Origin of the sequence: Streptomyces umbrinus (assembly GCF_030817415.1) — a bacterium.
In the GTDB taxonomy this organism is placed as follows: domain Bacteria; phylum Actinomycetota; class Actinomycetes; order Streptomycetales; family Streptomycetaceae; genus Streptomyces; species Streptomyces umbrinus_A.
On record NZ_JAUSZI010000002.1, the window covers coordinates 3,497,937 to 3,522,689 of the forward strand.

Annotated in this window: 19 protein-coding genes; 7 read left to right on the forward strand and 12 right to left on the reverse strand. The window is 70.4% G+C overall.

Features of this window, described 5'->3' with window-relative positions; translation table 11 throughout:
• Nucleotides 1–144 precede the first annotated feature (144 nt).
• Nucleotides 145–534, reverse strand: coding sequence for a cell division protein SepF (locus tag QF035_RS15360; RefSeq protein ID WP_200395422.1), 390 nt, complete (start codon nucleotides 532–534; stop codon nucleotides 145–147).
• 352 nt (nucleotides 535–886) lie between these two features.
• Between QF035_RS15360 and QF035_RS15365 the strand changes: the two genes are divergently transcribed.
• Together QF035_RS15365 and QF035_RS15370 are read left to right on the forward strand one after the other, a co-directional pair.
• Nucleotides 887–5,005 carry a molybdopterin-dependent oxidoreductase gene (locus QF035_RS15365; RefSeq protein WP_373466951.1) on the forward strand — a complete coding sequence of 1,373 codons (4,119 nt, stop codon included), beginning with the start codon at nucleotides 887–889 and terminating at the stop codon, nucleotides 5,003–5,005.
• A gap of 210 nt (nucleotides 5,006–5,215) precedes the next feature.
• Nucleotides 5,216–6,868, forward strand: coding sequence for a hypothetical protein (locus QF035_RS15370; protein WP_307520889.1), 1,653 nt, complete (start codon nucleotides 5,216–5,218; stop codon nucleotides 6,866–6,868).
• 11 nt (nucleotides 6,869–6,879) lie between these two features.
• On the opposite strand, the gene QF035_RS15375 is transcribed toward QF035_RS15370, so the two are convergent.
• Nucleotides 6,880–8,355, reverse strand: coding sequence for an MFS transporter (locus tag QF035_RS15375; RefSeq protein ID WP_307520890.1), 1,476 nt, complete (start codon nucleotides 8,353–8,355; stop codon nucleotides 6,880–6,882).
• A gap of 230 nt (nucleotides 8,356–8,585) precedes the next feature.
• Between QF035_RS15375 and QF035_RS15380 the strand changes: the two genes are divergently transcribed.
• Nucleotides 8,586–9,041, forward strand: coding sequence for a MarR family winged helix-turn-helix transcriptional regulator (locus QF035_RS15380; protein ID WP_307520891.1), 456 nt, complete (start codon nucleotides 8,586–8,588; stop codon nucleotides 9,039–9,041).
• Between the two features lie 102 nt (nucleotides 9,042–9,143).
• Here the strand turns inward: QF035_RS15380 and QF035_RS15385 are convergent, their stop codons facing one another.
• Nucleotides 9,144–9,896 carry an NADPH-dependent F420 reductase gene (locus tag QF035_RS15385; protein WP_307520892.1) on the reverse strand — a complete coding sequence of 251 codons (753 nt, stop codon included), beginning with the start codon at nucleotides 9,894–9,896 and terminating at the stop codon, nucleotides 9,144–9,146.
• A 134-nt stretch (nucleotides 9,897–10,030) separates the two neighbouring features.
• Between QF035_RS15385 and QF035_RS15390 the strand changes: the two genes are divergently transcribed.
• The gene (locus tag QF035_RS15390; RefSeq protein ID WP_307520894.1) at nucleotides 10,031–10,624 is read left to right on the forward strand and encodes a TetR/AcrR family transcriptional regulator; all 594 of its coding nucleotides are present in this window, start codon (nucleotides 10,031–10,033) and stop codon (nucleotides 10,622–10,624) included.
• Between the two features lie 73 nt (nucleotides 10,625–10,697).
• Here QF035_RS15390 and QF035_RS15395 read toward each other — a convergent pair whose 3' ends face one another.
• Nucleotides 10,698–12,038, reverse strand: coding sequence for a class I SAM-dependent RNA methyltransferase (locus tag QF035_RS15395; protein WP_307520895.1), 1,341 nt, complete (start codon nucleotides 12,036–12,038; stop codon nucleotides 10,698–10,700).
• Nucleotides 12,039–12,150: 112 nt separating this feature from the next.
• A complete protein-coding gene (locus QF035_RS15400) occupies nucleotides 12,151–14,202 on the reverse strand; it encodes an APC family permease (protein WP_307520896.1) in 2,052 nt (683 codons plus the stop codon).
• A 436-nt stretch (nucleotides 14,203–14,638) separates the two neighbouring features.
• Between QF035_RS15400 and QF035_RS15405 the strand changes: the two genes are divergently transcribed.
• Together QF035_RS15405 and QF035_RS15410 are read left to right on the forward strand one after the other, a co-directional pair.
• Nucleotides 14,639–15,310 (forward strand): potassium channel family protein, encoded by a 672-nt coding sequence (locus QF035_RS15405; RefSeq protein WP_055615461.1) that lies wholly within the window; start codon nucleotides 14,639–14,641, stop codon nucleotides 15,308–15,310.
• Nucleotides 15,310–15,987 carry a potassium channel family protein gene (locus QF035_RS15410; protein WP_307520898.1) on the forward strand — a complete coding sequence of 226 codons (678 nt, stop codon included), beginning with the start codon at nucleotides 15,310–15,312 and terminating at the stop codon, nucleotides 15,985–15,987. Before QF035_RS15405 ends, QF035_RS15410 begins: the two co-directional genes overlap by 1 nt.
• 228 nt (nucleotides 15,988–16,215) lie before the next feature.
• Here QF035_RS15410 and QF035_RS15415 read toward each other — a convergent pair whose 3' ends face one another.
• The 7 genes from QF035_RS15415 to QF035_RS15445 form a co-directional block, all read right to left on the reverse strand.
• Nucleotides 16,216–16,935 carry a DUF3159 domain-containing protein gene (locus QF035_RS15415; protein ID WP_307520900.1) on the reverse strand — a complete coding sequence of 240 codons (720 nt, stop codon included), beginning with the start codon at nucleotides 16,933–16,935 and terminating at the stop codon, nucleotides 16,216–16,218.
• 3 nt (nucleotides 16,936–16,938) lie between these two features.
• Nucleotides 16,939–17,337: an OB-fold nucleic acid binding domain-containing protein gene (locus QF035_RS15420; RefSeq protein WP_055615472.1), complete on the reverse strand. Its 399-nt coding sequence runs from the start codon at nucleotides 17,335–17,337 to the stop codon at nucleotides 16,939–16,941.
• Nucleotides 17,338–17,417: 80 nt separating this feature from the next.
• Nucleotides 17,418–18,101, reverse strand: coding sequence for a response regulator (locus QF035_RS15425; protein WP_269650785.1), 684 nt, complete (start codon nucleotides 18,099–18,101; stop codon nucleotides 17,418–17,420).
• Complete coding sequence (locus QF035_RS15430; RefSeq protein WP_307520902.1) at nucleotides 18,098–20,656, reverse strand: sensor histidine kinase; 2,559 nt, start codon at nucleotides 20,654–20,656, stop codon at nucleotides 18,098–18,100. Before QF035_RS15430 ends, QF035_RS15425 begins: the two co-directional genes overlap by 4 nt.
• Before the next feature lie 185 nt (nucleotides 20,657–20,841).
• A complete protein-coding gene (locus QF035_RS15435) occupies nucleotides 20,842–21,534 on the reverse strand; it encodes an ABC transporter ATP-binding protein (RefSeq protein ID WP_189841145.1) in 693 nt (230 codons plus the stop codon).
• Between the two features lie 59 nt (nucleotides 21,535–21,593).
• Nucleotides 21,594–22,820 carry an alginate lyase family protein gene (locus QF035_RS15440; RefSeq protein ID WP_307520904.1) on the reverse strand — a complete coding sequence of 409 codons (1,227 nt, stop codon included), beginning with the start codon at nucleotides 22,818–22,820 and terminating at the stop codon, nucleotides 21,594–21,596.
• Nucleotides 22,821–23,029: 209 nt separating this feature from the next.
• Nucleotides 23,030–23,926: a peptidoglycan-binding domain-containing protein gene (locus tag QF035_RS15445; RefSeq protein WP_307520905.1), complete on the reverse strand. Its 897-nt coding sequence runs from the start codon at nucleotides 23,924–23,926 to the stop codon at nucleotides 23,030–23,032.
• Nucleotides 23,927–24,122: 196 nt separating this feature from the next.
• On the opposite strand from QF035_RS15445, the gene QF035_RS15450 reads away from it, so the two are divergent.
• Nucleotides 24,123–24,689 carry a TetR/AcrR family transcriptional regulator gene (locus QF035_RS15450; RefSeq protein ID WP_307520906.1) on the forward strand — a complete coding sequence of 189 codons (567 nt, stop codon included), beginning with the start codon at nucleotides 24,123–24,125 and terminating at the stop codon, nucleotides 24,687–24,689.
• Nucleotides 24,690–24,753 lie beyond the last annotated feature (64 nt).

Below are 24,753 nucleotides of genomic sequence, written 5' to 3' on the forward strand. Positions count from 1 at the left end.
CGGCCCGCCGGAAATCACGCCCCGGAATCGCGCCCGGCGTACAACACCCCGAGCGTCACATCCCGGCCCCGGAATCACGCCCCGCGCTCAACACCCGGAGCGTCGCACCCCAGGAGTCGCACCCCGAACGTCGGATCCCGCGCGTCACACCCCGGGAATCCCCGCCCCCTCCATCAACCCCCGCACCTCGGTTCCGGGCGGCGTGAGCAGGAAGACGTTCCGGTCGACCCGGTGCATCCCGCTCGCGAGGCCGAAGACGACACCCGTACTGAAGTCGAGTACGCGCTTGGCGACGTCCGTCTCGGCGCTGGTGAGATCCAGGAGGACCGGGATGCCCGCCATCAGGGTCTCGGCGACCTCGCGGGCGTCCGCGAAGACATTGACCCGGAGCACCACGAAACGGCGTCGCGCCTCGGTCTCCGCCTCCGGTATCGCCCGGTGGCCGACCGCCGAGGGCCAGGCGTCGCGACCACGCAGCGGTACGACCTGGGCGAGTCCTTCCCACTGTTCATCGGTGACGTCGTGGCTGTTCACCGGTTCCCCCCGACCTGACTCGCACTGATCGCACTGATTGCCTGCACCGGGCAATTCTTGCGCATGATCACCCGTTCGGCCCAATGCGACACGGTCCGCAGCGGACCGCACCCCTATGCGTCCCCTCACACCCCGGTCACACCGCCGGGTCCCCTCACATCTCGCCGACGGCGGCTGTGTGGCGCGTGTAACTCCTCATGATCGCGCCACGTGACACAGGCGTAACGGGCAATTCGTACGCTCATGGACCGAGGTTCCCCTCGGAGAGGCCGGAGAAAGGCAGCGTGTGAGCGCCACCACCCCCACGTCGCAGGTGCGCACGGTCTGCTCGTACTGCGGTGTGGGCTGCGGCATGGTCCTCGACATCGGGATGGGCCCCGACGGACGGCGTACGGTCCTGAAGGCGTCCGGAGACAAGGCGCACCCCGCGAATTTCGGCCGGCTGTGCACGAAGGGTGCGACCACCGCCGACATGCTCGCCGCGCCGGGACGGCTGGCCACCGCCCTCATACGGGACGACCGCGGGGCGGAACCGGTGCCGGCGCCCGTCGACGCGGCGATCGCCGAGACCGCGCGACGGCTGCGGGCGGTCATCGACGAGCACGGTCCCGACGCCTTCGCCTTCTATGTCTCGGGGCAGATGAGCGTGGAGGCCCAGTACCTGGCGAACAAGCTGGCCAAGGGCTTCGTACGGACGAACCAGATCGAGTCGAACTCGCGGCTGTGCATGGCGAGCGCGGGCGCCGGCTACAAGCTGTCGCTCGGGGCCGACGGGCCGCCCGGCTCGTACCAGGACTTCGAGAAGGCGGACGTCTTCCTCGTCATCGGCTCGAACATGGCCGACTGCCACCCGATTCTGTTCCTGCGGATGATGGACCGGGTGAAGTCGGCGGGCGCGAAGGTGATCGTCGTCGATCCGCGGCGTACCGCCACCGCCGACAAGGCCGATCTGTTCCTGCCGATCAGGCCGGGGACGGATCTGGCCCTGCTGAACGGGCTGCTGTACCTCCTCCACGAGAACGGGCACACGGACCCCGGCTTCATCGCGGCCCACACGGAGGGCTGGGAGGCCATGCCCGGCTTCCTCGCCGACTACCCGCCCGCCGCCGTCGCGGAGACCACCGGCATCCCGGAGGACGACATCCGTGAGGCCGCGCGGCTGATCGGCGAAGCGGGCGAGTGGATGAGCCTGTGGACCATGGGGCTCAACCAGTCCACACACGGCACCTGGAACACGAACGCGCTGGTCAACCTGCATCTCGCCACCGGTGCGATCTGCCGCCCGGGGTCCGGTCCCTTCTCGCTCACCGGGCAGCCCAATGCCATGGGCGGCCGCGAGATGGGGTATATGGGGCCCGGTCTGCCCGGGCAGCGGTCCGTGCTCGTCGACGACGAACGTGCCTTCGTCGAGGAACTGTGGGAGCTGCCGCCCGGCACCCTCCGCAAGGACGGGGTCGGCAAGGGCACGACCGAGATGTTCCAGAAGATGGCCGACGGCGAGATCAAGGCCTGCTGGATCATCTGCACCAACCCCGTCGCCTCGGTGGCCAACCGCCGGACCGTCATCGAGGGTCTTGAGGCCGCCGAGTTCGTCGTCACGCAGGACGTCTTCGCCGAGACCGAGACCAACGCGTACGCCGATGTCGTACTCCCTGGCGCGATGTGGACCGAGACCGAGGGCGTCCTCATCAACAGCGAGCGCAACCTCACGCTCGCCCGGGCCGCCGTGGAGCCACCCGGCGAGGCGCTCGCGGACTGGCGTCTCATCGCGCGGGTCGCCTGCGCGATGGGGTACGAGAAGGGGTTCTCGTACGAGAGCGCGGAGGAGATCTTCGAGGAGATCAAGCGCGCGTGGAACCCGAAGACCGGGTGGGATCTGCGGGGTGTGACGTACGAGCGGCTGCGGGAGACGTCCGTGCAGTGGCCGGCGGGGAGGGAGGACGGGGGCGACCGGAATCCGATTCGGTACGTCGGTTCCGTGGGCGGGGCCTCTGTGGACGGGGCCTCTGCGGACGGGGGGCCGGTGTTTCCCACTGCCAGTGGGCGGGCCGTGTTTCATGCCCGGCCGCATCTGCCCGCCGCCGAGATGCCCGACGACGACTTTCCCTTCGTGCTGAACACCGGGCGGCTTCAGCATCAGTGGCACACGCTGACCAAGACGGGGCGGGTGGCCAAGCTCAACAAGCTCGATCCCGGGCCGTTCGTGGAGGTACATCCGGAGGACGCCGCGGCGCTCGGTGTGGCCGAGGGTGACCGGGTCGAAGTCGCCTCGCGGCGGGGGCGGGCCGTGCTGCCCGCGGTGGTGACGGACCGGGTGCAAGTGGGGTGTCTGTTCGCGCCGTTCCACTGGAACGACCTGTTCGGGGAGTATCTGAGCGTCAATGCCGTCACCAGTGACGCCGTTGATCCTGTGTCGTTTCAGCCGGAGTTGAAGGTGTGTGCGGTGTCGGTGGTGAGGGTTTCCTCCCCCGCCCCGCCCCTTCCCGAAAGCGGGGCGCTGCCCCGGGCCCCGCTGGGGGCGCTGCCCCCAGGCCCCCGCTCCTCAAACGCCGGAGGGGCTGGGATTGCCGGTGGCGCCGGAGGGGCTGAGTCGGCCGGGGTCCCGGGAACAGCAGGAGCCAGCGACGTCTTCGGACTCACCCCCGCCCCTCCCCCCGTCCTCACCGCCCAGGAACGCCAGTACCTCACCGGATTCCTCGCCGGGCTTCCCGCGGGAGCCCCCGGTGTGCCGGTGCTGCCGCCGGACGCCCCCTTCGGTCCGGACCACGCCCTGTGGGTGAACGGCGTCCTCGCCGGGATGTACTCACGAGCGGCGGACACGCCTCGGGCCCCGGCCACTCCCCTCCGCGAAGTCGTCGTCCTCTGGGCCTCGCAGACCGGTAACGCCGAGGAGTTCGCGGTCGCGGCGGCCGAGCGGATCACCGCGACCGGGCACCGGGCGACACTCCTCGGGATGGACGACGCCGACCCTCGTGCGCTGCCGCCGGGGGCGGATCTGCTGCTGATCACGAGCACGTTCGGCGACGGCGACGCGCCAGACAACGGCTCCGGTTTCTGGTCGGCGCTGGCCACTTCCGAGTCGCCGCGCATGGACGGCGTGCGCTATGCCGTACTGGCCCTCGGCGACTCCTCGTACGACGACTTCTGCGGGCACGGCCGCCGACTCGACCGGCGGCTGGACGAGTTGGGAGGGGTGCGGCTGACTCCGCGTACGGACTGCGAGCCGGACTACGAGCCCTCCGCACAGGCCTGGCTCGACCAGGTGCTCACCGCGCTCGTGCCCGGTCAGCAGGGGCAGACGCCCGCTCCCGCACCGGCTCCGAGCACGAGTGCGCCTTCGGCGTCGCGGAAGCCCGCCCCCGTCACCGCCCGCCTCACCGACAACCGGCTGCTCAGCCTGCCCGGCGCGGGCAAGGAGGTCCGCGGGTTCACCTTCGACACCCGGGACAGCGAGACCCCGCTGACGTACGAGGCCGGGGACGCGCTCGGCGTGCGGCCGGTCAACTCCCCCGCCCTGGTGGAGGAATGGCTGGAGGTGGCCGGGCTGGGCGCCTCGACGACCGTCGATGTGAACGGAGTTGGCAACACCTCCCTCGCCGACGCGCTGAGCCGTCATCTCGACATCACCAGGATCACCCCGGACCTGCTGCGCTTCGTGGCCGAACGGACCGGTGACAACCGGGAGTTGAAGAGGCTGCTGCGTCCGGACAACAAGGACGGGCTGGCCAAGTGGAGTTGGGGACGGCAGGCCGTCGACGTCCTCGCCGAGCACCCCGTACGAGCGAGCGCCCAGGAGTGGGCCGGGGTCCTGAAACGGCTCCAGCCGCGCCTGTACTCCATATCGTCCAGCCCGCTCGTCGACCCGCACCTCGTGTCGCTGACGGTGTCCGTCGTGCGGTACGAGAACCTCGGCGGACAGGTCCGCGGCGGCGTCTGCTCGCCCTTCCTCGCCGACGCCGAACCGGACACGCCGGTACCGGTGTTCGTACAGCGCTCCCCGCATTTCCGGCCCCCGGCGGACCCGGCGACCCCGATGGTGATGGTCGGGCCCGGCACCGGAGTCGCGCCGTTCGTCGGCTTCCTCCAGGAGCGGCGGGCCCTCGGCCACCGGGCGCCCAACTGGCTGTTCTTCGGCGAGCAGCACCGGGCCACCGACTTCTACTACGAGGACGAGCTGACGGCCTTCGTCGACGACGGCACCCTCACCCGCCTGGACACGGCGTTCTCCCGCGACCAGCGCGCCAAGGTCTACGTCCAGGACCGGATCCGCGAGCACGGGCCGGAACTGTGGTCCTGGCTCCAGGGCGGCGCCCGCTTCTACGTCTGCGGTGACGCCTCCCGCATGGCCAAGGACGTCGACCGGGCCCTGCGGGACATCGCCGTCACACACGGCGGCCTGAGCGAGACCGAGGCCGCCGCGTACGTGAAGCAACTCGCGGCGGACAAGCGGTACGTGCGGGATGTCTACTGACGGTTCTTCAGGGGCGGTGCAGGCGCGGCTTGGAGTGAGGGGGGGGACGCTCCCCCACCCAGCAGCCACGGGCTCTTACCGGCCTCACACCGGGCTCTTCACCACCGGCACCGCGGTGCTCACCACCGCGCACTAGCTTCCGATGCCGTGTACGTGACAGAGACAAGGCCCTCGACAACCGGTCTGCGGACACCCGCGAAGGTGTCGGAGGTGTCGTCCGCGGACGAGGCACCCGCGCAGTGGCACCGGCTCCTGACCCTGCTCGCCGACATCGCCCTCTTCATCGGTACGCGTCCGGTGTGGGCGCAGGCCGCGAGCCACCGCCCGCTCGTGGCAGCGGTCATCTCGGTCTGTTACGCGTCGATCCTCACGACGGGTGTCCTGGTCCTGGTGGTACGCCGCGGCCGTTCGCTCGCCCGGCTCGACCTGTGCGTCCTCGTCACGGCCGTCACCCTCACCCTCTGCGCGTACGCCATGGACCACGGCGGCAGCGACGAGGCCCTGCTCACCACACAGGCCGCTCGGCAACTCGCCCACGGGCTCCCGGTCTACGGGCAGCCGTGGCCCCGGCTGTTCGGCCACGGGGTGGCGCTCACGCCCACGGCGACCGGCGGCTACGACTTCACGTACGGCTATCCGCCCCTGTCCGTGCTGCTCACGGCTCCGTTCGTGGGGGTGGGGCACGGGGCGATGGCCGCGACGCTGGTGAGCACCGGTGCTCTGCTGGTCGGCACGGTCGTCATGTGGTGGCTGCTGCCCGTCCCCTGGCGGTCCGCGGCCACTCTGGTGTGCCTCGGTTTCGGACTGCTCCCCGACTACGCGCGGCTCGGCTATCCGGCGGTCGTCGCGCTGGCGCTGCTCGTACCGGTGGTGGTGCGCTGGCCGGGTACGGGAGCCGGCGGCCGGCTCGGTCCGGCCGGCCTGGCGCGGGCGGCGTGTCTCGGGGCGGCGTGTGCGGCGCAGCAACTGCCGTGGTTCCTGGCGCCGTTCCTGCTGGCCGGGATCTACGCCGTGCGCCGCGGGGAGCTGGGGCCGCGCGAGGCCGCCCGTGTCGTGGGCCGGTTCGTGGCGGCGGCCGGGACGGTCTGGCTGCTGATCAACACGTACTTCATCGTGCGGCAGCCCCACGACTGGCTCTCCGGCATCGCGCTGCCCCTGACCCAGGGGGCGGTCCTCCACGGCCAGGGTCTCGTGGGCATCTCGCTCTACCTCACCGACGGCAGCGGCCGGCTGGTCTGGTACTCGTACGCGAGCCTGCTGCTGGCCGCGGCCCTGCTCGCGCTGTTCGTCCTGTTCGTACGGCGTCTCGGTCCGGCGGCGGCCGTCCTGCCCTGGTGCGCGTTCTATCTGGCGACCCGTTCCCAGGACGGCTACTACCTGCTGATGACGCCGCTGTGGGTGGCGGCGGCCGTCACCGCGCCGCCCTCGTCGTTCGCGACGGCGTGGCAGCCGCGGCTCGGGCTCGGGCGGCGCGCCCGTGCCGGGCTGAGCGCGCTCCTCCTGGCACCGGCGGCGATCGGCGTGACCGTCGCGGCGACGAGCGCGCCTCCGCTGCGCATGACCGTGCTCGACGAGCGCCTGGCCGGCCGCGCGGCCCTGGCCGACCTCACCGTGCGCGTCACCAACCTCGGCAGCGACGACCTGCGGCCCCACTTCACCTTGACCACGGGTCAGGGCATGTCCCGCTACTGGTCGGTGGCAGGGGGTCCGGCCGTCCTCGCCCGCCGCACCTCGGCGACGTACGAACTCCGTCCGCCCACCGGCGAGTTCACGCTCCCCCGGCACGGTGTACGGATCCGGTTGCGGGCCTTCACGGGGGCGCCGATGACGCTGTCGAGCACGGACGTACGGGTCGAGCCCTGACCTTGGGAGGGTCAGGCCTTGGCCTCGGCCGTCTTGGGGGTGGCGTCCGGTGCCGTGCCGGGCTCCGGCTCCGCGGCCGCCTTCGGGACCGGGATGAGCAGGGCGACGGCCGCGGCCGCGAGGGCCACGGCGCAGCCGATCAGCATGGCGACCCGGAACCCGTCCTCGGACGGCAGGGCGAACCCGCCGAAGTCCGTGGTCATCTGGGCCAGGACCACCGCCATCACGGCGGCCGACACGGAGCTGCCGATCGAGCGCATCAGCGTGTTGAAGCTGTTGGCGGAGGCGGTCTCCGACTGGGGCACCGCGCTCATGATGAGGGCGGGCATCGCGCCGTACGCGAAGCCGACGCCCGTGCTGGCGACGATGGTCACCGCGAGCAGGCCCAGCGGCGAGTCCGTGCCGATCATCGGCAGGGAGATGCCGTAGCCGAGGGAGATGATCAGGGCTCCGAGGGTCAGGGTGGTCTTGGGGCCGCGGGCGGCCGAGACCTTGGCGCCGAGCGGCGACATCAGCATCATCATCAGGCCACCCGGCGCCATCCACAGGCCCATGGCCAGCATCGACTGGCCGAGGCCGTAGCCGGTGGCCTCGGGTAGCTGAAGCAGCTGGGGCATGACCAGCGACTGGGCGTACATCGAGAAGCCGACCAGGATCGAGGCGACGTTCGTCATCAGCACCTGCGGGCGGGCGGTCACCCGGAGGTCGACCAGCGGCTCACGCGTCCGCAGCTCCCACCAGCCCCAGGCCAGCAGGACGACGACCGCGGCGCCGAGCAGTCCGAGGGTGGTGCCGCTTCCCCAGCCCCAGTCGGCGCCCTTGGAGACGCCGAGGAGCAGACAGACGAGCGCGACGCCCAGGCCGGCCGCGCCGAGCAGGTCGAAGCTGCTGCCCGCGGCGGTGTTCGCCCGGCCGACGGGCACGACGAACCAGATCAGGGTGCCGACCGCGAGGGCCAGGGCGGCGACGACCCAGAACAGCACGCGCCAGCTGGTGTTCTCGGCGATCGCGGCGGAGAACGGCAGGCCGAGCGCACCGCCCACGCCCATGGACGCGCTCATGATCGCGATGGACGAGCCCAGCTTCTCCTTCGGCACCACGTCGCGCAGGAGGCTGATGCCCAGGGGCACCACGCCCATGCCGAGGCCCTGCAGACCACGTCCGGTGATCATCGGGATCACCGAGGAGGACAGGGCGCAGACGATCGAGCCGACGACGAGCGGTATCAGCGAGGCCAGGAGCATGCGCCGCTTGCCGTACATGTCACCGAGGCGTCCCGCGACGGGCGTCGCCACCGCCGCGGCCAGCAGCGTGGCGGTGATCACCCACGAGGCGTTCGAGGCGCTGGTGTCGAGCAGCTTCGGCAGGTCCCCGATCAGCGGCACGACCAGGGTCTGCGTGAGCGCGGCCACGATGCCCGCGAAGGCGAGGATGCCGACGACACCGCCTGAGCGGGACTCGGCCTTGGGACTGTCAGGACTTTCCACGGGGGGACTCTCCCTCTTGCGCTTCCGGATCACGGTGGGCGCGACGCACTGCACGGCAGGAATGCGGCATGCATAGAATGTGCATCGTACATGCCCAGTGCATCATGCATATCGCCCGCGGTGCCGCCCCCGACCGGCGATGCAGTGCGGTGCGGTGCCATGCCGCGCGGACCAGGAGGGGGACGCCCCAGCAGGTCCAGAACGCCGACCCAGGAACCAAGGAACCCCGCATGGACAAGCCGACACCCCTGGTCGAGTTCGAGGCCATGCTGCTCGGGCGGCACATCCACCTGCTCACCCCGCACGCACGGGGTCTGCACGGGCGGCTCGACCGCAGCGCCTATCTCCTGCTCAGCCGCATCCGGGCGGAGGGACCGATGTCCATCGGCCGGCTCAGCGCCGCCTTCGGCCTGGACGTCTCCACCCTCAACCGGCAGACCGCCGCCATGCTGCGGGCCGGTGTCGTCGAGCGCATCCCCGACCCGGACGGGGGCGTCGCCCGCAAGTTCGCCATCACCGCCGAGGGCGAGCGACGCCTGACCGGCGACCGCGCCGAGAACATCCGGGGGCTGGAGAAGGTGGTGGCCGACTGGACACCCGAGGAGGTCGCCGAGTTCGCAACCCTGCTCAGCCGCCTGAACCGGGACGTCGAACGCTACGACGGGCGCCCCTGGCCGAGGAGTTGAGATCAGGACTTCCGCAACGGACGCGCGACGCGTCCAGAACCCCGGCACGGGAGTTAGGAGGCAGCCTCACAACTCCCGTACCTCGTACCGAAGGTGCCGGACTCAGCGCCTGGGGACGGCCGAGGGAGGGGCGCCCACCGGGCCCCGGACAGCAGCGTCCGCGAGCTCCTTCACCCGGGCGGCGGGCACCGGAACGCCGGGAGTCTCGAAGAACCAGCGCCCCATCTCTTCCTCACTCAGCCCCTCGGGCCGCTCCGCCATGTACGGCTGGACGTAGACCGGGGTGTTGGGTTCGATGCGCCAACTGTCGGCGAGGGTGCCGATGTCGACCGCGTCGTAGCCGAGAACGTCGAGGAGGCGGGCCACGTCCGCCTTGGCGGCGGGGTCGTCACCGGCGACGGGCAGGGCGCTGCGGTCGGCGGCACCGGCGGTCCGGGCACTGGTGAACAGGCGCCGGAAGTCGATGTTGTTGAACGCCTTGACCAGGCGCGCACCTTCCAGATGCCGCTGCACGAGGGCGCTGGAGGTCAGCTCGCCCGAGTCCAGCTCGGCGATGCGGCCGTCGCGGTCCGGGTAGTAGTTCATCGTGTCGATCACCGTCCTGCCCGCCAGGGCTTCCACGGGCAACCGGTCGTAGGCGCGCAGCGGGACGGTCGCCACCACCAGGTCACCGGCCCGCGCGGCTTCGGCAGGCAGGGCGGCGCGGGCGCGCTCGCCGAGCTCGCCGACGAGGTCGGCGAGGGTGTCCGGGCCACGCGAGTTGCTCACGACGACGTTCAGTCCGACGGCGACGGCGAGGCGGGCCAGCGCTCCGCCGATCATGCCGCTGCCGATGATTCCAAGAGTCTGGGTCACGGTGTCGGATCTCCCTTTCGATGAGGATCGATAGCAATCGCTGACACTTGAGCCCATGGGTGAAACTCAGTGTCACACACGCAACCAAGACTCTCTCCTGCGATCCAGGGTCGGTCAAGCGGTACGATCACGGGGTGAGTGGAGCGGCGCGTACGAACACACGAGACATCGCCAGGGCGGCCGTGCGGGCCGAACTGGCCCAGGTGGCCTTCGAGTTGTTCCGTCAGGAGGGCTTCGCCAAGGTCACCCTGGACGACCTGGCAGCGGCTGCCGGGGTGTCCCGCAGCACCTTTCTGCGCTACTTCGGCACCAAGGAGGACGCGGTCCTCGGCGCCTTCAACGCCCACGGCACCCAGGTCGCCGACGCCCTACGGGCCCGCCCCGCCGACGAGGACGACTGGACGGCCCTGCGCCGGGCCCTGGACACTGTCGTCGAGCGCTACCGCCTGGACCCGGCCGGCTCCCTGGCGATGACACGCCTCGTGCAGGACACCCCGGCCCTGTGCGCCCGCCAACTGGAGAAGCAACACGGCTGGCGCCCGGCCCTGACCGAGGCCCTGGCCGAGCGCGACGACTCCTCCCGGTCCACGACACTGATCCGATCCGTACGAGCCGCCGCCGCCCTGGACTGCCTGAACGTCGCCCTGGACCACTGGACGGCCTCCAACGGCCACCTCGACCTGGTCGACCTCCTGGACGAGGCCTTCGCGGCACTCGCACCACACTGAGCGCGACTCACTCGACGGACGCGCGCACCACGACAGCGGCTACGAGAACCCAGAGCTCCCCGATTCAGCCGGTTCAGGCACCCTTCGAGACGGGCTCCAGAATCGCCACGCACTCCACATGGTGCGTCATCGGAAACAGATCGAACGCCCGCAGCGTCCGCACCCGGTATCCGCCCTCCCGGAAGTACGCCAGGTCCCGTGCCAGCGCGGCCGGATCGCAGGCGACGTACGCGATCTTGCGGGCGCCGAGGGAGGCCAGGTGCTGGACCGTCTTCTTGCCGGCGCCGGCGCGGGGCGGGTCGAGGACGATGAGGTCGACCTCGGTGATGCCGGTGCGCGGGAGGACCGTCTCGACCTTGCCCTGTTCGATGCGCACGCGGTCGAACGCGGCGAGGTTGTGCTTGGCGTCCTCCACCGCGCGCTTGCCGGACTCGATGCCGAGGACCGCGCCCTTGTCGCCGAGGCGGTCGGCCAGCGCGCCGGCGAAGAGGCCGACGCCGCAGTAGAGGTCGAGGGCCATGTCGCCCTTGCGCGGGAGCAGGCCCTGCATGACGGCCTTGACCAGGGTGTCGGCCGCCATCGGGTGGACCTGCCAGAAGCCGCCGCTGCCGACCCGGTGCGTACGGCCGTCGGCGCGCTCGCGGACGAAGGCGCGGCCGTGGACCCGGTGGATACCGCCGTCGTGCTCCTCGACGCGCATCACGGAGACGGGCTTGTCGAGTTCGACGAGGGGCAGGCGGGCGCCGGGCCGCGGTTCGAGGATCACCATGCGGTCCTGCGAACCGGTCGCCGCGATCGCCTCGACCGACTCCATGCCGGACCAGTCGCGCTCCTCGATGCCCAGCTCGGAGACCCCGGGCGCGGCGATCATGCAGTGCTCGATGGGCTCGACCTCGTGCGAACGGTGGCGGCGCAGACCGGCGTTGCCGTCCTCGTCGACCGCGTACTGCACGCGCGTACGCCAGGCGGGGACCTCACCGGCGGGCAGCTTGTCGCCCTCGGCCGGCATCACCGTGCCGTCCCAGCCGGCCTCCTCCGGGGTGAGGCCCGCGAGCCGCTGGAGCTGCTCGGCGACGACCTCGCCCTTGAGTCGACGCTGTGCGCCCGGCTTGGCGTGCTGCCAGTCGCAGCCACCGCAGCGGCCCGGCCCGGCGTACGGACAGGGCGCCTCGACGCGGTCCTTGGACGCCTCCAGCACGGTCACCGCGTCCGCCCGCAGGAAGCGCGAGTCCTCCTCGCCGTCCGTCACCCGCGCGACGACCCGCTCGCCGGGCAGCGCATGCCGTACGAAGAGGACCTGGCCGGCGTCCGTACGGGCGATGCAGTGCCCGCCGTGCGCGACGGGGCCGATCTCGACCTCGTACTCCTGACCCACGAGCGACCCCGCCGGCGATTTCTTCGGTTCTGCCTGCATGGCGGGGTGACTCCAGATGCGAAATGGGGAACGGCCGGACAACAGCCCACCAGTCTACGTGGACACCGCCCGGCCGCTCACCACGAGCCCGTGGGCCCCCTGCCCCCGCTTCTCAGCTCTTCGGGGACGACGGCTCCTTCGGCCGGTCCTCGGCCGGCCCACGCCGCACGGAACCCGGCGCGTTCCAGTCCTGCCGCTTGCGGGCCCGCTTCTTGGCCACCTCGGACGACTCCAGCTGGTACGGGACGGACGTCACCATCACGCCCGGCGTGAACAGCAGCCGCCCCTTGAGCCGCAGCGCGCTCTGGTTGTGCAGCAGCTGCTCGTACCAGTGGCCGACCACGTACTCGGGGATGATCACCGACACCGCGTCGCGCGGCGACTCACGGCGCAGCCCCTTCACGTACTCGATGACCGGCCGAGTGATCTCGCGGTACGGCGAGTCGAGGACCTTCAGCGGTACGTCGATGCCGCGCCGCTCCCACTCCTCGCGCAGGGCCTTCGTCTCGGCCGGGTCGACGTTGACGCTGAGCGCCTCCAGGGTGTCCGAGCGCATCAGTTTGGCGTACGCGAGGGCCCGCAGTGTCGGCCGGTGGATCTTCGAGATCAGCACGACGGAGTGGACCCGGGAGGGGCGCACGCTGTCGTCGGACGGGCCCTCGGGCGCGGCGATCTCCTCGGCGACGCGGTCGTAGTGCTTCCGGATCGCGGACATCGTGGCGTAGAAGATCACCATGCCGAGCAGCGCGACCCAGGCGCCGTGCGTGAACTTGGTGACGAGGACGACGACCAGGACGAGGCCGGTGAAGAAGGCGCCGAACGCGTTGATGGCCCGGGAGCGGACCATGTGTCGGCGCTTGGCCTGGTCCTTCTCGGTGGCCAGGTGGCGGTTCCAGTGCCGGACCATGCCGGTCTGGCTGAGCGTGAAGGACACGAACACGCCGACGATGTAGAGCTGGATGAGCCGCGTCGAGTCGGCGCCGTAGACCCAGACGAGCAGGATGGCCGCGCCGGCGAGCAGCACGATGCCGTTCGAGAAGGCGAGCCGGTCGCCACGGGTGTGCAGCTGGCGCGGCAGGTAGCGGTCCTGCGCGAGGATCGAGCCGAGCAGCGGGAAACCGTTGTACGCGGTGTTCGCGGCGAGGAAGAGCACGAGCGCGGTGGCCGCGGCGAGCACGATGAACAGGAAGCTGCCGTCGCCGAACACGGCCTCGGCCACCTGGGAGATGACCGGGTTCTGGACGTAGTCGGCGCCGACCTCGACCCCGTTCTTCAGCAGGTCGTGGGCCGGGTTCTCGGCCATGCGGACGTTGGTCGCCATGGCCAGGCCGATGATGCCGCAGAACATGGTGACGGCGAGCAGGCCCATGGCGGCGAGCGTGCTCGCCGCGTTCTTGGACTTGGGCTTGCGGAAGGCCGGGACGCCGTTGGAGATGGCCTCGACACCGGTGAGCGCGGCACAGCCGGAGGAGAAGGCGCGCAGCAGCAGGAAGACGAGGGCGAAGCCCGCGAGCCCCTGGTGCTCTGCCTTGATCTCGAAGTCGGCGGTCGGCGCCTTCATGGTGTCGTCCAGGACGAACCCGCGGAAGGCACCCCACGCGATCATCAGGAAGACGCCCACCACGAAGACGTACGTCGGGATCGCGAAGAGCTTCCCGGACTCCTTGACCCCGCGCAGGTTCATCAGCGTGAGCAGCACGATGACGGCGATCGCGCAGAGCACCTTGTGTTCGACGACGAACGGGATCGCCGAGCCGAGGTTCTCGATGCCGGACGAGATCGACACCGCGACGGTCAGGACGTAGTCGACGAGCAGCGCGCTGGCGACGGTGAGGCCGGCCTTGGGGCCGAGGTTGGTGTTGGCCACCTCGTAGTCACCGCCGCCGCTGGGGTAGGCGTGCACGTTCTGCCGGTAGGAGGCGACGACGGTGAACATCAGCACGACGACCGCGACGGCGATCCAGGGGCTGAAGTGATAGGCCGACACGCCCGCGATGGAAAGGACGAGCAGCACTTCTCCCGGCGCGTACGCCACGGAGGAGAGCGGGTCGGAAGCGAAGACGGGGAGTGCGATGCGCTTCGGCAGGAGTGTCTCTCCGAGCCGGTCACTGCGCAGTGCGCGCCCGATCAAGATCCGTTTGGGCACGTCGGTCAGTTTGGACACGCAGAGGATCGTAAGCGGTCGAACACGGCCACGCCCACCCTCCCCCGCCCTCGGCGTCGCTCGAAGGACAGCGCGCCCGTCCTTCGTCTGCCCTCCGAGTGAAATCCCGTACGGGCCCGGTTGCGGATTCCACCGCCGGGCGAAGCCCCATGCCTATATGAAAAAAGCCAAAACTTTGCCGCCCCTTGCCACTTCATGGAGGTTCCATGCACGCCACCGCGGAACTCATCGGCGCCGCCGCCGGACTCGTAGGCCTCGGGATCCTCACTCTCGTCAGCGTGCGCAGCATCAGCCGCCGCTGATCGCCGGGATCCCGCAGGCGATCGTGCGCGGGGGTGCCCCCCGCGGACCGCGCGTGTGTAGCTTGGGCGTCGGTCTGAGACGCTGTCTTAGCGTTTCAGCCTGATCAGCAACTTTTCACACCGGAAGGACGGTCGTGCACATCGTCATCATGGGCTGCGGAAGAGTGGGTTCCGCTCTTGCCCAGACCCTGGAGCAACAGGGGCATACGGTCGCCGTGATCGACCAGGACCCCACCGCCTTCCGACGACTGGGCTCCGGGTTCGGCGGCCGTCGTGTCACCGGCATCGGCTTCGACCAGGACACCCTGCGCGAGGCGGGCATCGAGGACGCCGGCGCCTTCGCCGCCGTCTCCAGCGGTGACAACTCGAACATCATCGCCGCCCGGGTGGCCCGCGAGATGTTCGGCATCGAGAACGTCGCGGCGCGCATCTACGACCCCCGCCGTGCCGAGGTCTACCAGCGCCTGGGCATTCCGACGGTCGCCACCGTCCGCTGGACCGCCGACCAGATGCTGCGCCGGCTGCTGCCCTCGGGCGCCGAGCCGCTGTGGCGCGACCCCACGGGCGGGGTGCAGCTCGCCGAGGTGCACGCGTCCACGGCGTGGGTCGGCCAGCGGATCAGCCGGCTCCAGGAGGAGACCGGTGTGCGCGTGGCCTTCCTCACCCGGCTGGGCGAGGCGGTGCTGCCCACCTCGCAGACGGTGCTGCAGGAGGGCGACCTGGTGCACGTGATGATGCGTACGGACGACGTCGAGAAGGTCGAGGCGTCGTTCGCCGAGGGCCCCGAGGAAGAAGGCGGTCACTGATGAGGGTCGCCATTGCCGGTGCCGGTGCGGTGGGCCGCTCGATCGCGGGCGAGCTCCTGGAGAACGGGCACGAGGTCCTGCTGATCGACAAGGCGCCGACCGCCATCTCGGTCGAGCGCGTCCCGCAGGCGGAGTGGCTGCTCGCCGACGCCTGCGAGATCACTTCGCTGGACGAGGCCGCGCTGCAGCGGTGCAACGTGGTCATCGCGGCGACGGGCGACGACAAGGTGAACCTCGTCGTGTCGCTCCTCGCCAAGACGGAGTACGGGGTTCCGCGGGTCGTCGCCCGCGTCAACAACCCCAAGAACGAATGGCTGTTCAACGAGTCGTGGGGTGTGGACGTCGCCGTCTCGACCCCCCGTCTGATGTCGGCCCTGGTCGAGGAGGCGGTGAGCGTCGGCGACCTGGTCCGCCTGCTCCGCTTCAGCCACGGCGACGCCAACCTCGTCGAACTGACCCTGCCCCCGGAGTCGGCCCTGGCCGGCACCCAGGTCGGCGAAGTGGCCTGGCCCGAGGACACGTCCCTCGTCACCATCATCCGCGGCACCCGGGTCCTCACCCCCACCCCGGAGGACTCCCTGGAAGCAGGCGACGAACTCCTCTTCGTGGCGGCCCAGGCCCGCGAGGAACAGCTGGAGGACCTGCTGTCGGTGCGTCGCGAGGAGACGACGGGCTGACCACGGACGGCTGACGCACGGAGACAAGTGGAGGGGCGCTCGGAGATGTCTCCGAGCGCCCCTCCACTTGTCGGTTTGGTCCGGGACCACCTCTCGGACTGGTCCGGAATCACCTCTTAGCCTGGTCCGGCACCATCCAGCGCGTCCGGCGTTTGAGGACGAGGCCGTTCAGGCCGATAGCGGGGGTCTGGGAGCGCAGCCCCCAGCGGCCCACACAGGCACCGGCGCCTAGTCCGCAGACCGAGCCGCCGCTTCCCGCTCCTTCTCCGCGCGCTCCTCCGCCTCCATCTCGGCGAAGACATCGATCGGCGGCGGAGCCTTCGCCAGGAAGACCCACGTGAGCCAGACCGCGAGCAGGAAGGGCGGGATCTTCAGGGCGATCAGGACCCAGCCGAACTGAGTCGTGTCGGCCCACCAGTAGAGCGGGAACAGGATCGCGCACTTGGCGAGCAGGATGAGTCCCCAGGCCCAACTGGCCTTCGCGTACGCCGTCTTGCGCCCAGGGTTACGCGTACGCCAGGAGAGGTTCTCCTTGAAGACCGGGCCGAGAATGAGCCCGATCAGCGGAACTCCCGCAAGCGTCGTGATGATGTAGGCGAGGGCGAGTCCGAGCGTGTAGAGCATGCCCGGCAGATAGAAGTCCTTCGCGTTGCCCGTCATCATCGCGAAGACCACGCCGAAGGCCACACCGAAGACGCCGCTGAAGGCGTGCTTGACGGTGTCCTTCATGACCAGGCGGACCACGACCAGCAGGATCGAGACACCGAGGGCCGCGATGGCCGCCGAGTGCAGATCCTTGTTGATCGTGAAGATCGTGACGAAGAGCAGGCCCGGCACGACCGTCTCGATCATGCCCCGCAGACCGCCGAACGCCTCGAAGAGCGCGGCCTCGGTCACCGCCCGCGAATCCCGCTGGGCGTCTTCGGTCGGCTTGTCGAGCGACGTCACCGGCTACTCCCGTCCGAGGGGTCTGAGTTCGTATTTGGGATTGAACAGCACCCGGCGGCCCCGGCTCATCGAGATCCGGCCCGATGCGATCAGCTTGCGCCCCGGTTCTATCCCCACTATGGAGCGCCTGCCGAGCCACACCACGTCCAGGGCGGCCGAACCGTCGAACAGCTCGGCCTCCAGGGCCGGGACACCGGCCCTAGGGCGCAGGGTGACCGTGCGCAAGGTACCAGTAACGGTGACCACCTGTCGGTCACGGCAGTCACCGATACGCGTACAGCCCGCGGTCTCTGTGTCCTCGCGCAGCTCCTCCGACTCCAGGTCCTCCTGGGACGAGGAGAGCCGGTCGATCATCCGCCGGAACCGGCCCGCCGGCTTTTCGGAACGAGGAACAGCGCTCATATCTGAAGCGTACCGGGGGGCGCTGACGTCTACGTACCCCTGGTGCCGCCACTCGAACCGGCGTACGACCCGAACCGGTCTCACTTCTCGAATCGATACCCCATGCCGGGCTCCGTAATGAAGTGCCGGGGATGCGCCGGGTCCGTCTCCAGCTTGCGGCGCAGCTGGGCCATGTAGACCCGCAGATAGTTCGTCTCGGTGCCGTAGGAGGGGCCCCAGACCTCCTGGAGCAGCTGTTTCTGGCTGACCAGGCGGCCCGTGTTGCGCACCAGCACTTCCAGGAGGTGCCACTCGGTGGGGGTGAGGCGCACGTCGCGGCCGTCCCGGTTGACCTTCTTGGCGGCCAGGTCGACGGTGAAGTCCTCGGTCTCGACGATCACGTCGTCCTCGCCGCCCCCGGTGGGCTCGGCACGGCGGACGGCGGCCCTCAGGCGGGCGAGCAGCTCGTCCATGCCGAAGGGCTTGGTCACGTAGTCGTCGGCGCCCGCGTCGAGCGCCTCGACCTTCTCGTCGGAGGTGTGCCGGGCGGACAGCACCAGGATCGGCACACGGGTCCAGCCGCGCAGCCCCTTGATCACCTCGACGCCGTCCATGTCGGGCAGGCCCAGGTCGAGCACGACGACGTCGGGGTGCCGGGCGGCCGCGAGCTGGAGGGCGGTGGCGCCGTCGGGGGCCGCGTCGACCTCGTACTTGCGTGCCTTGAGGTTGATCACGAGGGCTCGGGTGATCTGCGGCTCGTCGTCGACCACGAGGACGCGGGTCATGAAGCCTGCCTTTCCGGTTCTGCGAATGCTGTGACGTCCACGAAGGGTGCCGGGTGGGCGGGGGCCGCCCTGAGGGTGAGGACCATGGTGAGGCCGCCGCCGGGGGTGTCCTCGGCGTCGAGGGTGCCGCCCATGGCCTCGGCGAAGCCCCGGGCGACCGCGAGGCCGAGGCCCACGCCGGAGCCGCGCGGGGCGTCCCCGTACCGCTGGAAGGGCGCGAATATACGGTCCTTCGCCTCGTCCGGGACCCCGCGGCCGCGGTCCACCACGCGTACCTCCACGCGGTCTCCGAGCGCGCTGGCGGCGACCAGGACCCGCTCGCCGGCGGGGCTGTACTTGACGGCGTTCTCGACGATGTTGGCGACCGACCGCTCCAGCAGGCCCGGGTCGACGGCGACCATGGGCAGCGTCTCGGGGATCTCCAGGTCCACGCTGTCCTCCGGTACGCCGCCGAGCGCCATCGGGACGACCTCGTCGAGGTCGATCTCGCGGATCAGCGGCGTGACCGTGCCGGTCTGCAGGCGGGACATGTCGAGGAGGTTGCCGACCAGGTGGTCGAGCCGGTCGGCGCCCGCCTCGATGCCCTCCAGGAGCTCGGCCTCGTCCTCCTCGGACCAGGCCACGTCGTCGGACCTGAGGGACGACACGGCGGCCTTGATGGCGGCCAGCGGGGTGCGCAGGTCATGGCTGACGGCCGCCAGCAGCGCCGTACGGATGCGGTTGCCCTCGGCGAGTGCGCGGGCCTGCTCGGCCTCCTCCTGGAGGCGTTTGCGGTCCAGGACGACGACGGCCTGGGCGGCGAAGGCGGCGAGCACCCGGCGGTCCTCGGCGGGCAGGACCCGGCCGGAGAGGGCGAGCGCGGTGTGGTCGCCGACCGGCATGTCGACGTCCGCGTCCTCGGGGAGCGCCGGCGGGTGCGGGCCGACGCTGCCGGCGCAGGTCCACGGGTCGATGTCGCTCTCCCGCTCCAGCAGGGCCACCGACTCCATGCCGAAGGTCTCGCGGACCCGCTCCAGGAGGGCGTCCAGGCTGGTCTCGCCGCGCAGGACGCTGCCTGCCAGGAAGGAGAGGATCTCGGACTCGGCCCGCAACCGGGCGGCCTGGTGGGTGCGGCGGGCGGCCAGGTCCACCACGGAGGCCACCGATACCGCCACTCCCACGAAGATCACGATGGCGACGATGTTCTTGGGGTCGGCGATGGTCATCCGGTGCAGCGGCGGGGTGAAGTAGTAGTTCAGCAGCAGCGAGCCGAGGGCCGCCGAGGCGAGCGCCGGGAGCAGCCCACCGAGGAGGGCCGCCGCGACGATCAGCGTCAGGAAGAGCAGCATGTCGTTGGCGAGCCCGAGGTTCGAGGCTCCGTGGGTCAGCAGCAGGGCGAGGAGGGCCGGGCCGACGACACCGACCAGCCAGCCCGCGATGATCCGCGACCGGCCGAGTCGCGATCCCCGGGCGGCCGGCAGTCCGCGCCCCTTGCCGGCCGCGTCGTGCGTGACGATGTGCACGTCGAGGTCGGGTCCCGACTCGCGGGCGACCGTGGCGCCGACGCCGGGGCCGAGCACGTACTGCCAGGCCTTGCGCCGCGAGGAGCCCAGCACGATCTGGGAGGCGTTGACCCCGCGGGCGAACTCCAGCAGCGCGGACGGGATGTCGTCGCCGACGACGTGGTGGAAGGAGCCGCCGAGGTCCTCGGCGAGGGTGCGCTGGACGGCGAGTTCCTTGGGCGAGGCGGAGGTCAGGCCGTCGCTGCGGGCGATGTAGACGGCGAGCACCTCGCCGCCGGCGCCCTTCTCCGCCAGCCGGGCGGCGCGACGGATGAGCGTACGGCCCTCGGGACCGCCGGTCAGGCCCACGACGATGCGTTCGCGGGCCTGCCAGGTGGAGCGGATGCCGTGCTCGCCGCGGTACTGCTGAAGGTACTCGTCGACGCGGTCGGCGACCCAGAGGAGGGCCAGTTCGCGCAGGGCGGTGAGGTTGCCGGGGCGGAAGTAGTTGGAGAGGGCCGCGTCGACCTTGTCGGGCTTGTAGATGTTGCCGTGCGCCATCCGGCGGCGCAGCGCCTGCGGAGACATGTCGACCAGCTCGATCTGGTCGGCCCGGCGCACCACCTCGTCCGGGACGGTCTCGCGCTGCCGTACTCCCGTTATCGACTCGACGACGTCACCGAGCGACTCCAGATGCTGGATGTTGACCGTCGAGACGACGTCGATCCCGGCGGCGAGGAGTTCCTCGACGTCCTGCCAGCGCTTGGTGTTCCGTGAGCCTGGGACATTCGTGTGGGCCAGTTCGTCCACCAGGGCGACGGCCGGGGCGCGCTCCAGGACGGCGTCGACGTCCATCTCGGTGAAGACGGTGTCCCGGTAGGGGATCTCCCGGCGGGGGATCCGCTCCAGACCGTGCAGCATGACCTCCGTGCGCGGCCGGTCGTAGTGCTCGACGAAGGCCACGACGCAGTCCGTACCCCGCTCGCCGCGGCGGTGTGCCTCGGACAGCATCGCGTACGTCTTGCCGACGCCCGGTGCCGCACCGAGGTAGATCCGAAGCTTGCCGCGTCCCATGGCCCCATTGTCTTCCCAAAACGCACTGCGTACGCTGCGTCGACCCTACGGCCAACAATCCTGACAAATGGGGTGAGGGGTGGGGTGCGGGACGTCTTTGACGGAACCCTGACGCGCCGCCGCGGACCCTTGCGGATCTCAGTACTCCACGAGCTCGGCCTCAGTGCTCGACGATCTCGCCGTCGCTAATGCTCCACGATCTCGCCGTCGCTCAGCTCCAGGACCCGGTCGGCGAGGTCCAGGAGGGCCGCGTCATGGGTGGCGACGAGCGCGGTGACCCGCTCGCTGCGGACGACCGCCCGCAGCAGCTCCATCACCGCGATACCGGTCTCGGCGTCGAGCTGGCCGGTGGGCTCGTCCGCGATGAGGAGCGCGGGCTCGTTCGCGAGGGCGCGGGCGATGGCCACGCGCTGCTGCTGCCCGCCGGAGAGCTCGCCGGGCCGCTGCGCCGCGTGGTCGGCGAGCCCGACCAGGGAGAGCAGCAGCTCGACGCGCTCCTCGCGCTCGCGGGGCTCGGCCCGGCGCAGCCGCATCGGCACGCCCACGTTCTCGGCGGCCGTCAGGATCGGGATGAGACCGAAGGACTGGAAGACGAAGCCGATACGGTCCCGGCGCAGCTCCAGCAGGCCGTTCTCCCCGAGTCCGGAGAGGTCGAGCCCGTCGACGGTGATCCGCCCGTCGTCCGGCTCGTCGAGCCCGCCGACGAGGTTGAGCAGTGTGGTCTTGCCGGACCCCGACCGCCCCTTCAGGGCGACGAGTTCACCGCGCGGTATGTCGAACGAGACGCCGCGCAGGGCGTGTACTGCGGTGGCTCCGCTGCCGTACGAGCGGTGGACGTTCTCGACGCGCACCATCGTTTCGGTGATGACCTGGCTCATGACCCTCCCCCGTGGACCGGGCGCCAGTATCACCGTCCGGCGCCCGGTCGGGCAACGTCTCAGTTCGGGTTGTCGCCGTGTGTGAGCGTCTCCCAGGCGACGAAGAGGTTGTTGCTCCCCGACGGACGGTTCTGCTGCGTCAGCCGCTCGGTGTTGGTCATGACATGGCCGAGGCGGTTGCTCAGGGCGTTGTGGCCCACCTCGGTGATGGGCCCGAGCCCGAGGTGCAGCGACCCGCCGCACAGCCAGCTCGGGGGCGCCTCGCCCAGCTGGTACTTGGCCTGGAAGCCGAGCGCGTGCCGCAGCCGCTCGCCGACGTCGGTGCCGTACAGGTCCTGGCCCTGGATGCGGCCGGTCTCGGCGACGTGCGAGATCGCGGAGATGCCATATCCGGTGTGCGTGAGGTCGCGGCAGGTCTCCTGGGTGAGCCCGTTGACGAAGGTCGACTGCCCCTGCCAGTAGTTGATGATCTTCTGCGCGGTGTCGAGGTTCTGGCTCGGCACGGTCTTCGGCAGCGCGCCGTCGGAGGACAGATACACGAACGCGGCCGTACGGGTGCGGAACTTCGCCATGGCCTTGTCGTACGACGCCTTGTCCTCCAGGAAGACGGAGATGCCGACGGCGGCCTCCATCATCGACAGCTCCCAGTTGCCGTTGGAGTTCGAGCCGTTGATGATCTCGGGGAGGTACACGGTGCGCAGCATGGTCGCGAAGCGGCCCGAGTTCGCCCAGCCGCCGTCGTACGTGTACTTGATGATCTCGGCGGCCTTGGGCCAGGACGAGCCCGCCCAGCCGGTCTGCAGCGGGGCGTTGCTGTTGGTGTGGTCCCGGATCGTCGCGGACCAGGCGTCCATCAGCTCGATCGCCTTCCTCGCGTACCGCGCGTCCCGTGTGACGTACCAGGCGAGGGCCTGGGTGTACGCGGCGATCGCGTCCTCGCGCTCGTCGGTGCAGCCGTTGTTGGGGTTCGAGTACGAGCCGCACTCGACGACGGCCCGTGGCTTGGGGGTGCGCGTGAGCGAGCCGTACTTGCTCGCCAGCATCTGGTCGTACGCGCCCTTCCAGGGCTGTGCGCCGGCGTTGACCTGTTGCCGGGCGAAGTCCAACTGGCCGCGGGAGACGGTGACTCCGGGGTGCGTGAAGGTGGCGGGAGCCGCCTCGGCGCGGTCGGCGGCGGGCCAGGCGAGTGCGCCCGCCAGGAGGGCGGCGACGGTCCCGACGAGCGCGAGGCGGGATCTGCGGTGATGACGTGGAGGTACCGGGGTGTTCAGCATTGTGGGGGACATCCGTTCTCGTATGTGAACACGGAATGCCTTTATGAACACAGGCGTTGGCCGTGACCATAGGTACGGACCAATTTCACGTCAAGAGAAAAGGCAGCAGAAAAGAAGGCGCGAGAGGACACGGGAGAGGACAGGAGGGAGCGCCGGGGAACGACAACGGCCCGTGGGGCTCCGGAAGTCGTCCGGAGCCCCACGGGCCGTTTCGCCGGGAGTCAGGCCTTGACCGTGAAGCCGTGCTCCTTGCCGAGCCGCTTCAGCGTCGTCTGGCCCGGGATGCCGTTGGCGTCGGCACCGCTGAAGCCGTACCGGCGCTGGAGGCTCGCGTACGCCTCGACCGTCCTGCTGCCGAACGAGCCGTCGGCCCACTGGGCGGGCAGCAACCCCTCGGCGACGAGGGCCTTTTCGACGACGAGGACGTCCGCCTTGTGGGTCTTGCCGCCCTGGGGCAGACCCGGGTCGCGGCGCGCGGCGGCGACGACGTTGCTGAGGTCGACGACCGGCTTCGACGGCGTGCTGCCGCCGCCCGCCCCGGGGGACCCGACCGGGGCCGCCTCGAAGAGCGCGGACTTGTCGATGTTGCCCGGATCCCAGTGGTCGTTGCCCGGGATGTTGGCGTGGCCGTAGTGGCCGCCCTTGCTCATCCAGATCGTCCGGGGGCGGTTGGTCGCGTCGGCGCCCGAGGTCGCGATGCGGCCGGCCGGGAAGGTGTCCGGGATCTTCCAGGAGCGGATCGCGGCCATCATGGCCCGGTAGTTGGGCCCCGGCTTCCAGGTGGCGGTGAACGGCTTGCCCGCCCGCCCGAGGACCTCGATCTGGATGCAGACCTTCCCGACGCGGTTGGTCCGCGTCGAACCGTCGTTGCGCAGCGCGCGGGCGCTCGCGTTCAGCGGCCCGAACTGGCCGAGCCGGTCGGTCGTCGGGTCGTACAGCAGGTGCGGCTCGGCGGAGACGCTGATCAGATGCGCCGACACGGAACGGAACGCGTCGTCGCCGGCGCCGCTCTCGGTGGTGTGCCAGACGACGCGGCCGGGGATCGACGGATGGTCCATCGCGCCTCCGATGCTCCCGTCGCCCAGCCGCTGCGCCTTCTCGATCCAGTTCGTACCCATGCCGGGCCCCCGTGCTCTGTTGCGTAGTCGGTAAGTCGTGGGTGGTACAGGCGAGTTGACGGTTCTGCGTCAGCTCCGCCCTGGGTGACGCAGCGTAGCCACTCACGGGTTGCGGTTCGTACGTTTCTTTATTTTTTCAGCGCAACGAGTGGCTCCTCCCTTGACGGCGAAAAAGTGTGAGTGGTTGAGTACTCACATGCAGACGGAACGACGCCGCCACCTGTCCACCGCCGAGGAGCGCCGCGAGACGGTGCTCCGCACCGCCATCGGCGCCTTCGCCTCACGGGGCTACTTCGGCACGACGACCACGGAGGTGGCCAAGGCCGCCGGAATCTCCCAGGCGTACGTCTACCGGCTGTTCCCGAACAAGGAGTCCCTCTTCGCCGCGGTCGTCGAACACTGCTTCGTCAGGGTGCGCGAGAGCCTGGAAGGGGGCGCGGCCGAGGCGAAGGGCAGCTCACCGGAGGCGGTGCTCTCCTCGATGGGCGACGCCTACGCCCGCCTGATCAGCGACAACGACCTCCTGCTCGTCCAACTGCACGCCCAGGCGGCAGCGGTCTCCGTCCCCGCGATCCGGAACGCCGTCCGAGCGGGGTACGCCCGGACGGTGGAGTACGTGCGCGGCGCCTCCGGGGGCGACGACCGGCAGGTCCAGGAGTTCTTCGCCGTCGGCATGCTCTGCCATCTCGTGGTGTCGATGGAGGCGCAGGAAGTGGACGCCCCATGGACACGCACCCTCACGGCGGGCATCCGGCACTACTGACGAGCCCGCCGCCGGCGGGGCAAGGGGTCGCCTTTCACACCCCGAAGGCCCCGCCTCTCTTTCG

What these genes read in the sequence shown, in the direction of transcription:
- QF035_RS15365 (WP_373466951.1), top strand. Translation starts at nt 887, where the DNA reads ATGGTCCTCGACATCGGGATGGGCCCCGACGGACGGCGTACGGTCCTG.
- QF035_RS15380 (WP_307520891.1), top strand. Translation starts at nt 8,586, where the DNA reads ATGGACAAGCCGACACCCCTGGTCGAGTTCGAGGCCATGCTGCTCGGG.
- QF035_RS15395 (WP_307520895.1), bottom strand. Translation starts at nt 12,038, where the DNA reads ATGCAGGCAGAACCGAAGAAATCGCCGGCGGGGTCGCTCGTGGGTCAG.
- QF035_RS15410 (WP_307520898.1), top strand. Translation starts at nt 15,310, where the DNA reads ATGAGGGTCGCCATTGCCGGTGCCGGTGCGGTGGGCCGCTCGATCGCG.
- QF035_RS15420 (WP_055615472.1), bottom strand. Translation starts at nt 17,337, where the DNA reads ATGAGCGCTGTTCCTCGTTCCGAAAAGCCGGCGGGCCGGTTCCGGCGG.
- QF035_RS15425 (WP_269650785.1), bottom strand. Translation starts at nt 18,101, where the DNA reads ATGACCCGCGTCCTCGTGGTCGACGACGAGCCGCAGATCACCCGAGCC.
- QF035_RS15430 (WP_307520902.1), bottom strand. Translation starts at nt 20,656, where the DNA reads ATGGGACGCGGCAAGCTTCGGATCTACCTCGGTGCGGCACCGGGCGTC.
- QF035_RS15435 (WP_189841145.1), bottom strand. Translation starts at nt 21,534, where the DNA reads ATGAGCCAGGTCATCACCGAAACGATGGTGCGCGTCGAGAACGTCCAC.
- QF035_RS15440 (WP_307520904.1), bottom strand. Translation starts at nt 22,820, where the DNA reads ATGTCCCCCACAATGCTGAACACCCCGGTACCTCCACGTCATCACCGC.
- QF035_RS15445 (WP_307520905.1), bottom strand. Translation starts at nt 23,926, where the DNA reads ATGGGTACGAACTGGATCGAGAAGGCGCAGCGGCTGGGCGACGGGAGC.
- QF035_RS15450 (WP_307520906.1), top strand. Translation starts at nt 24,123, where the DNA reads ATGCAGACGGAACGACGCCGCCACCTGTCCACCGCCGAGGAGCGCCGC.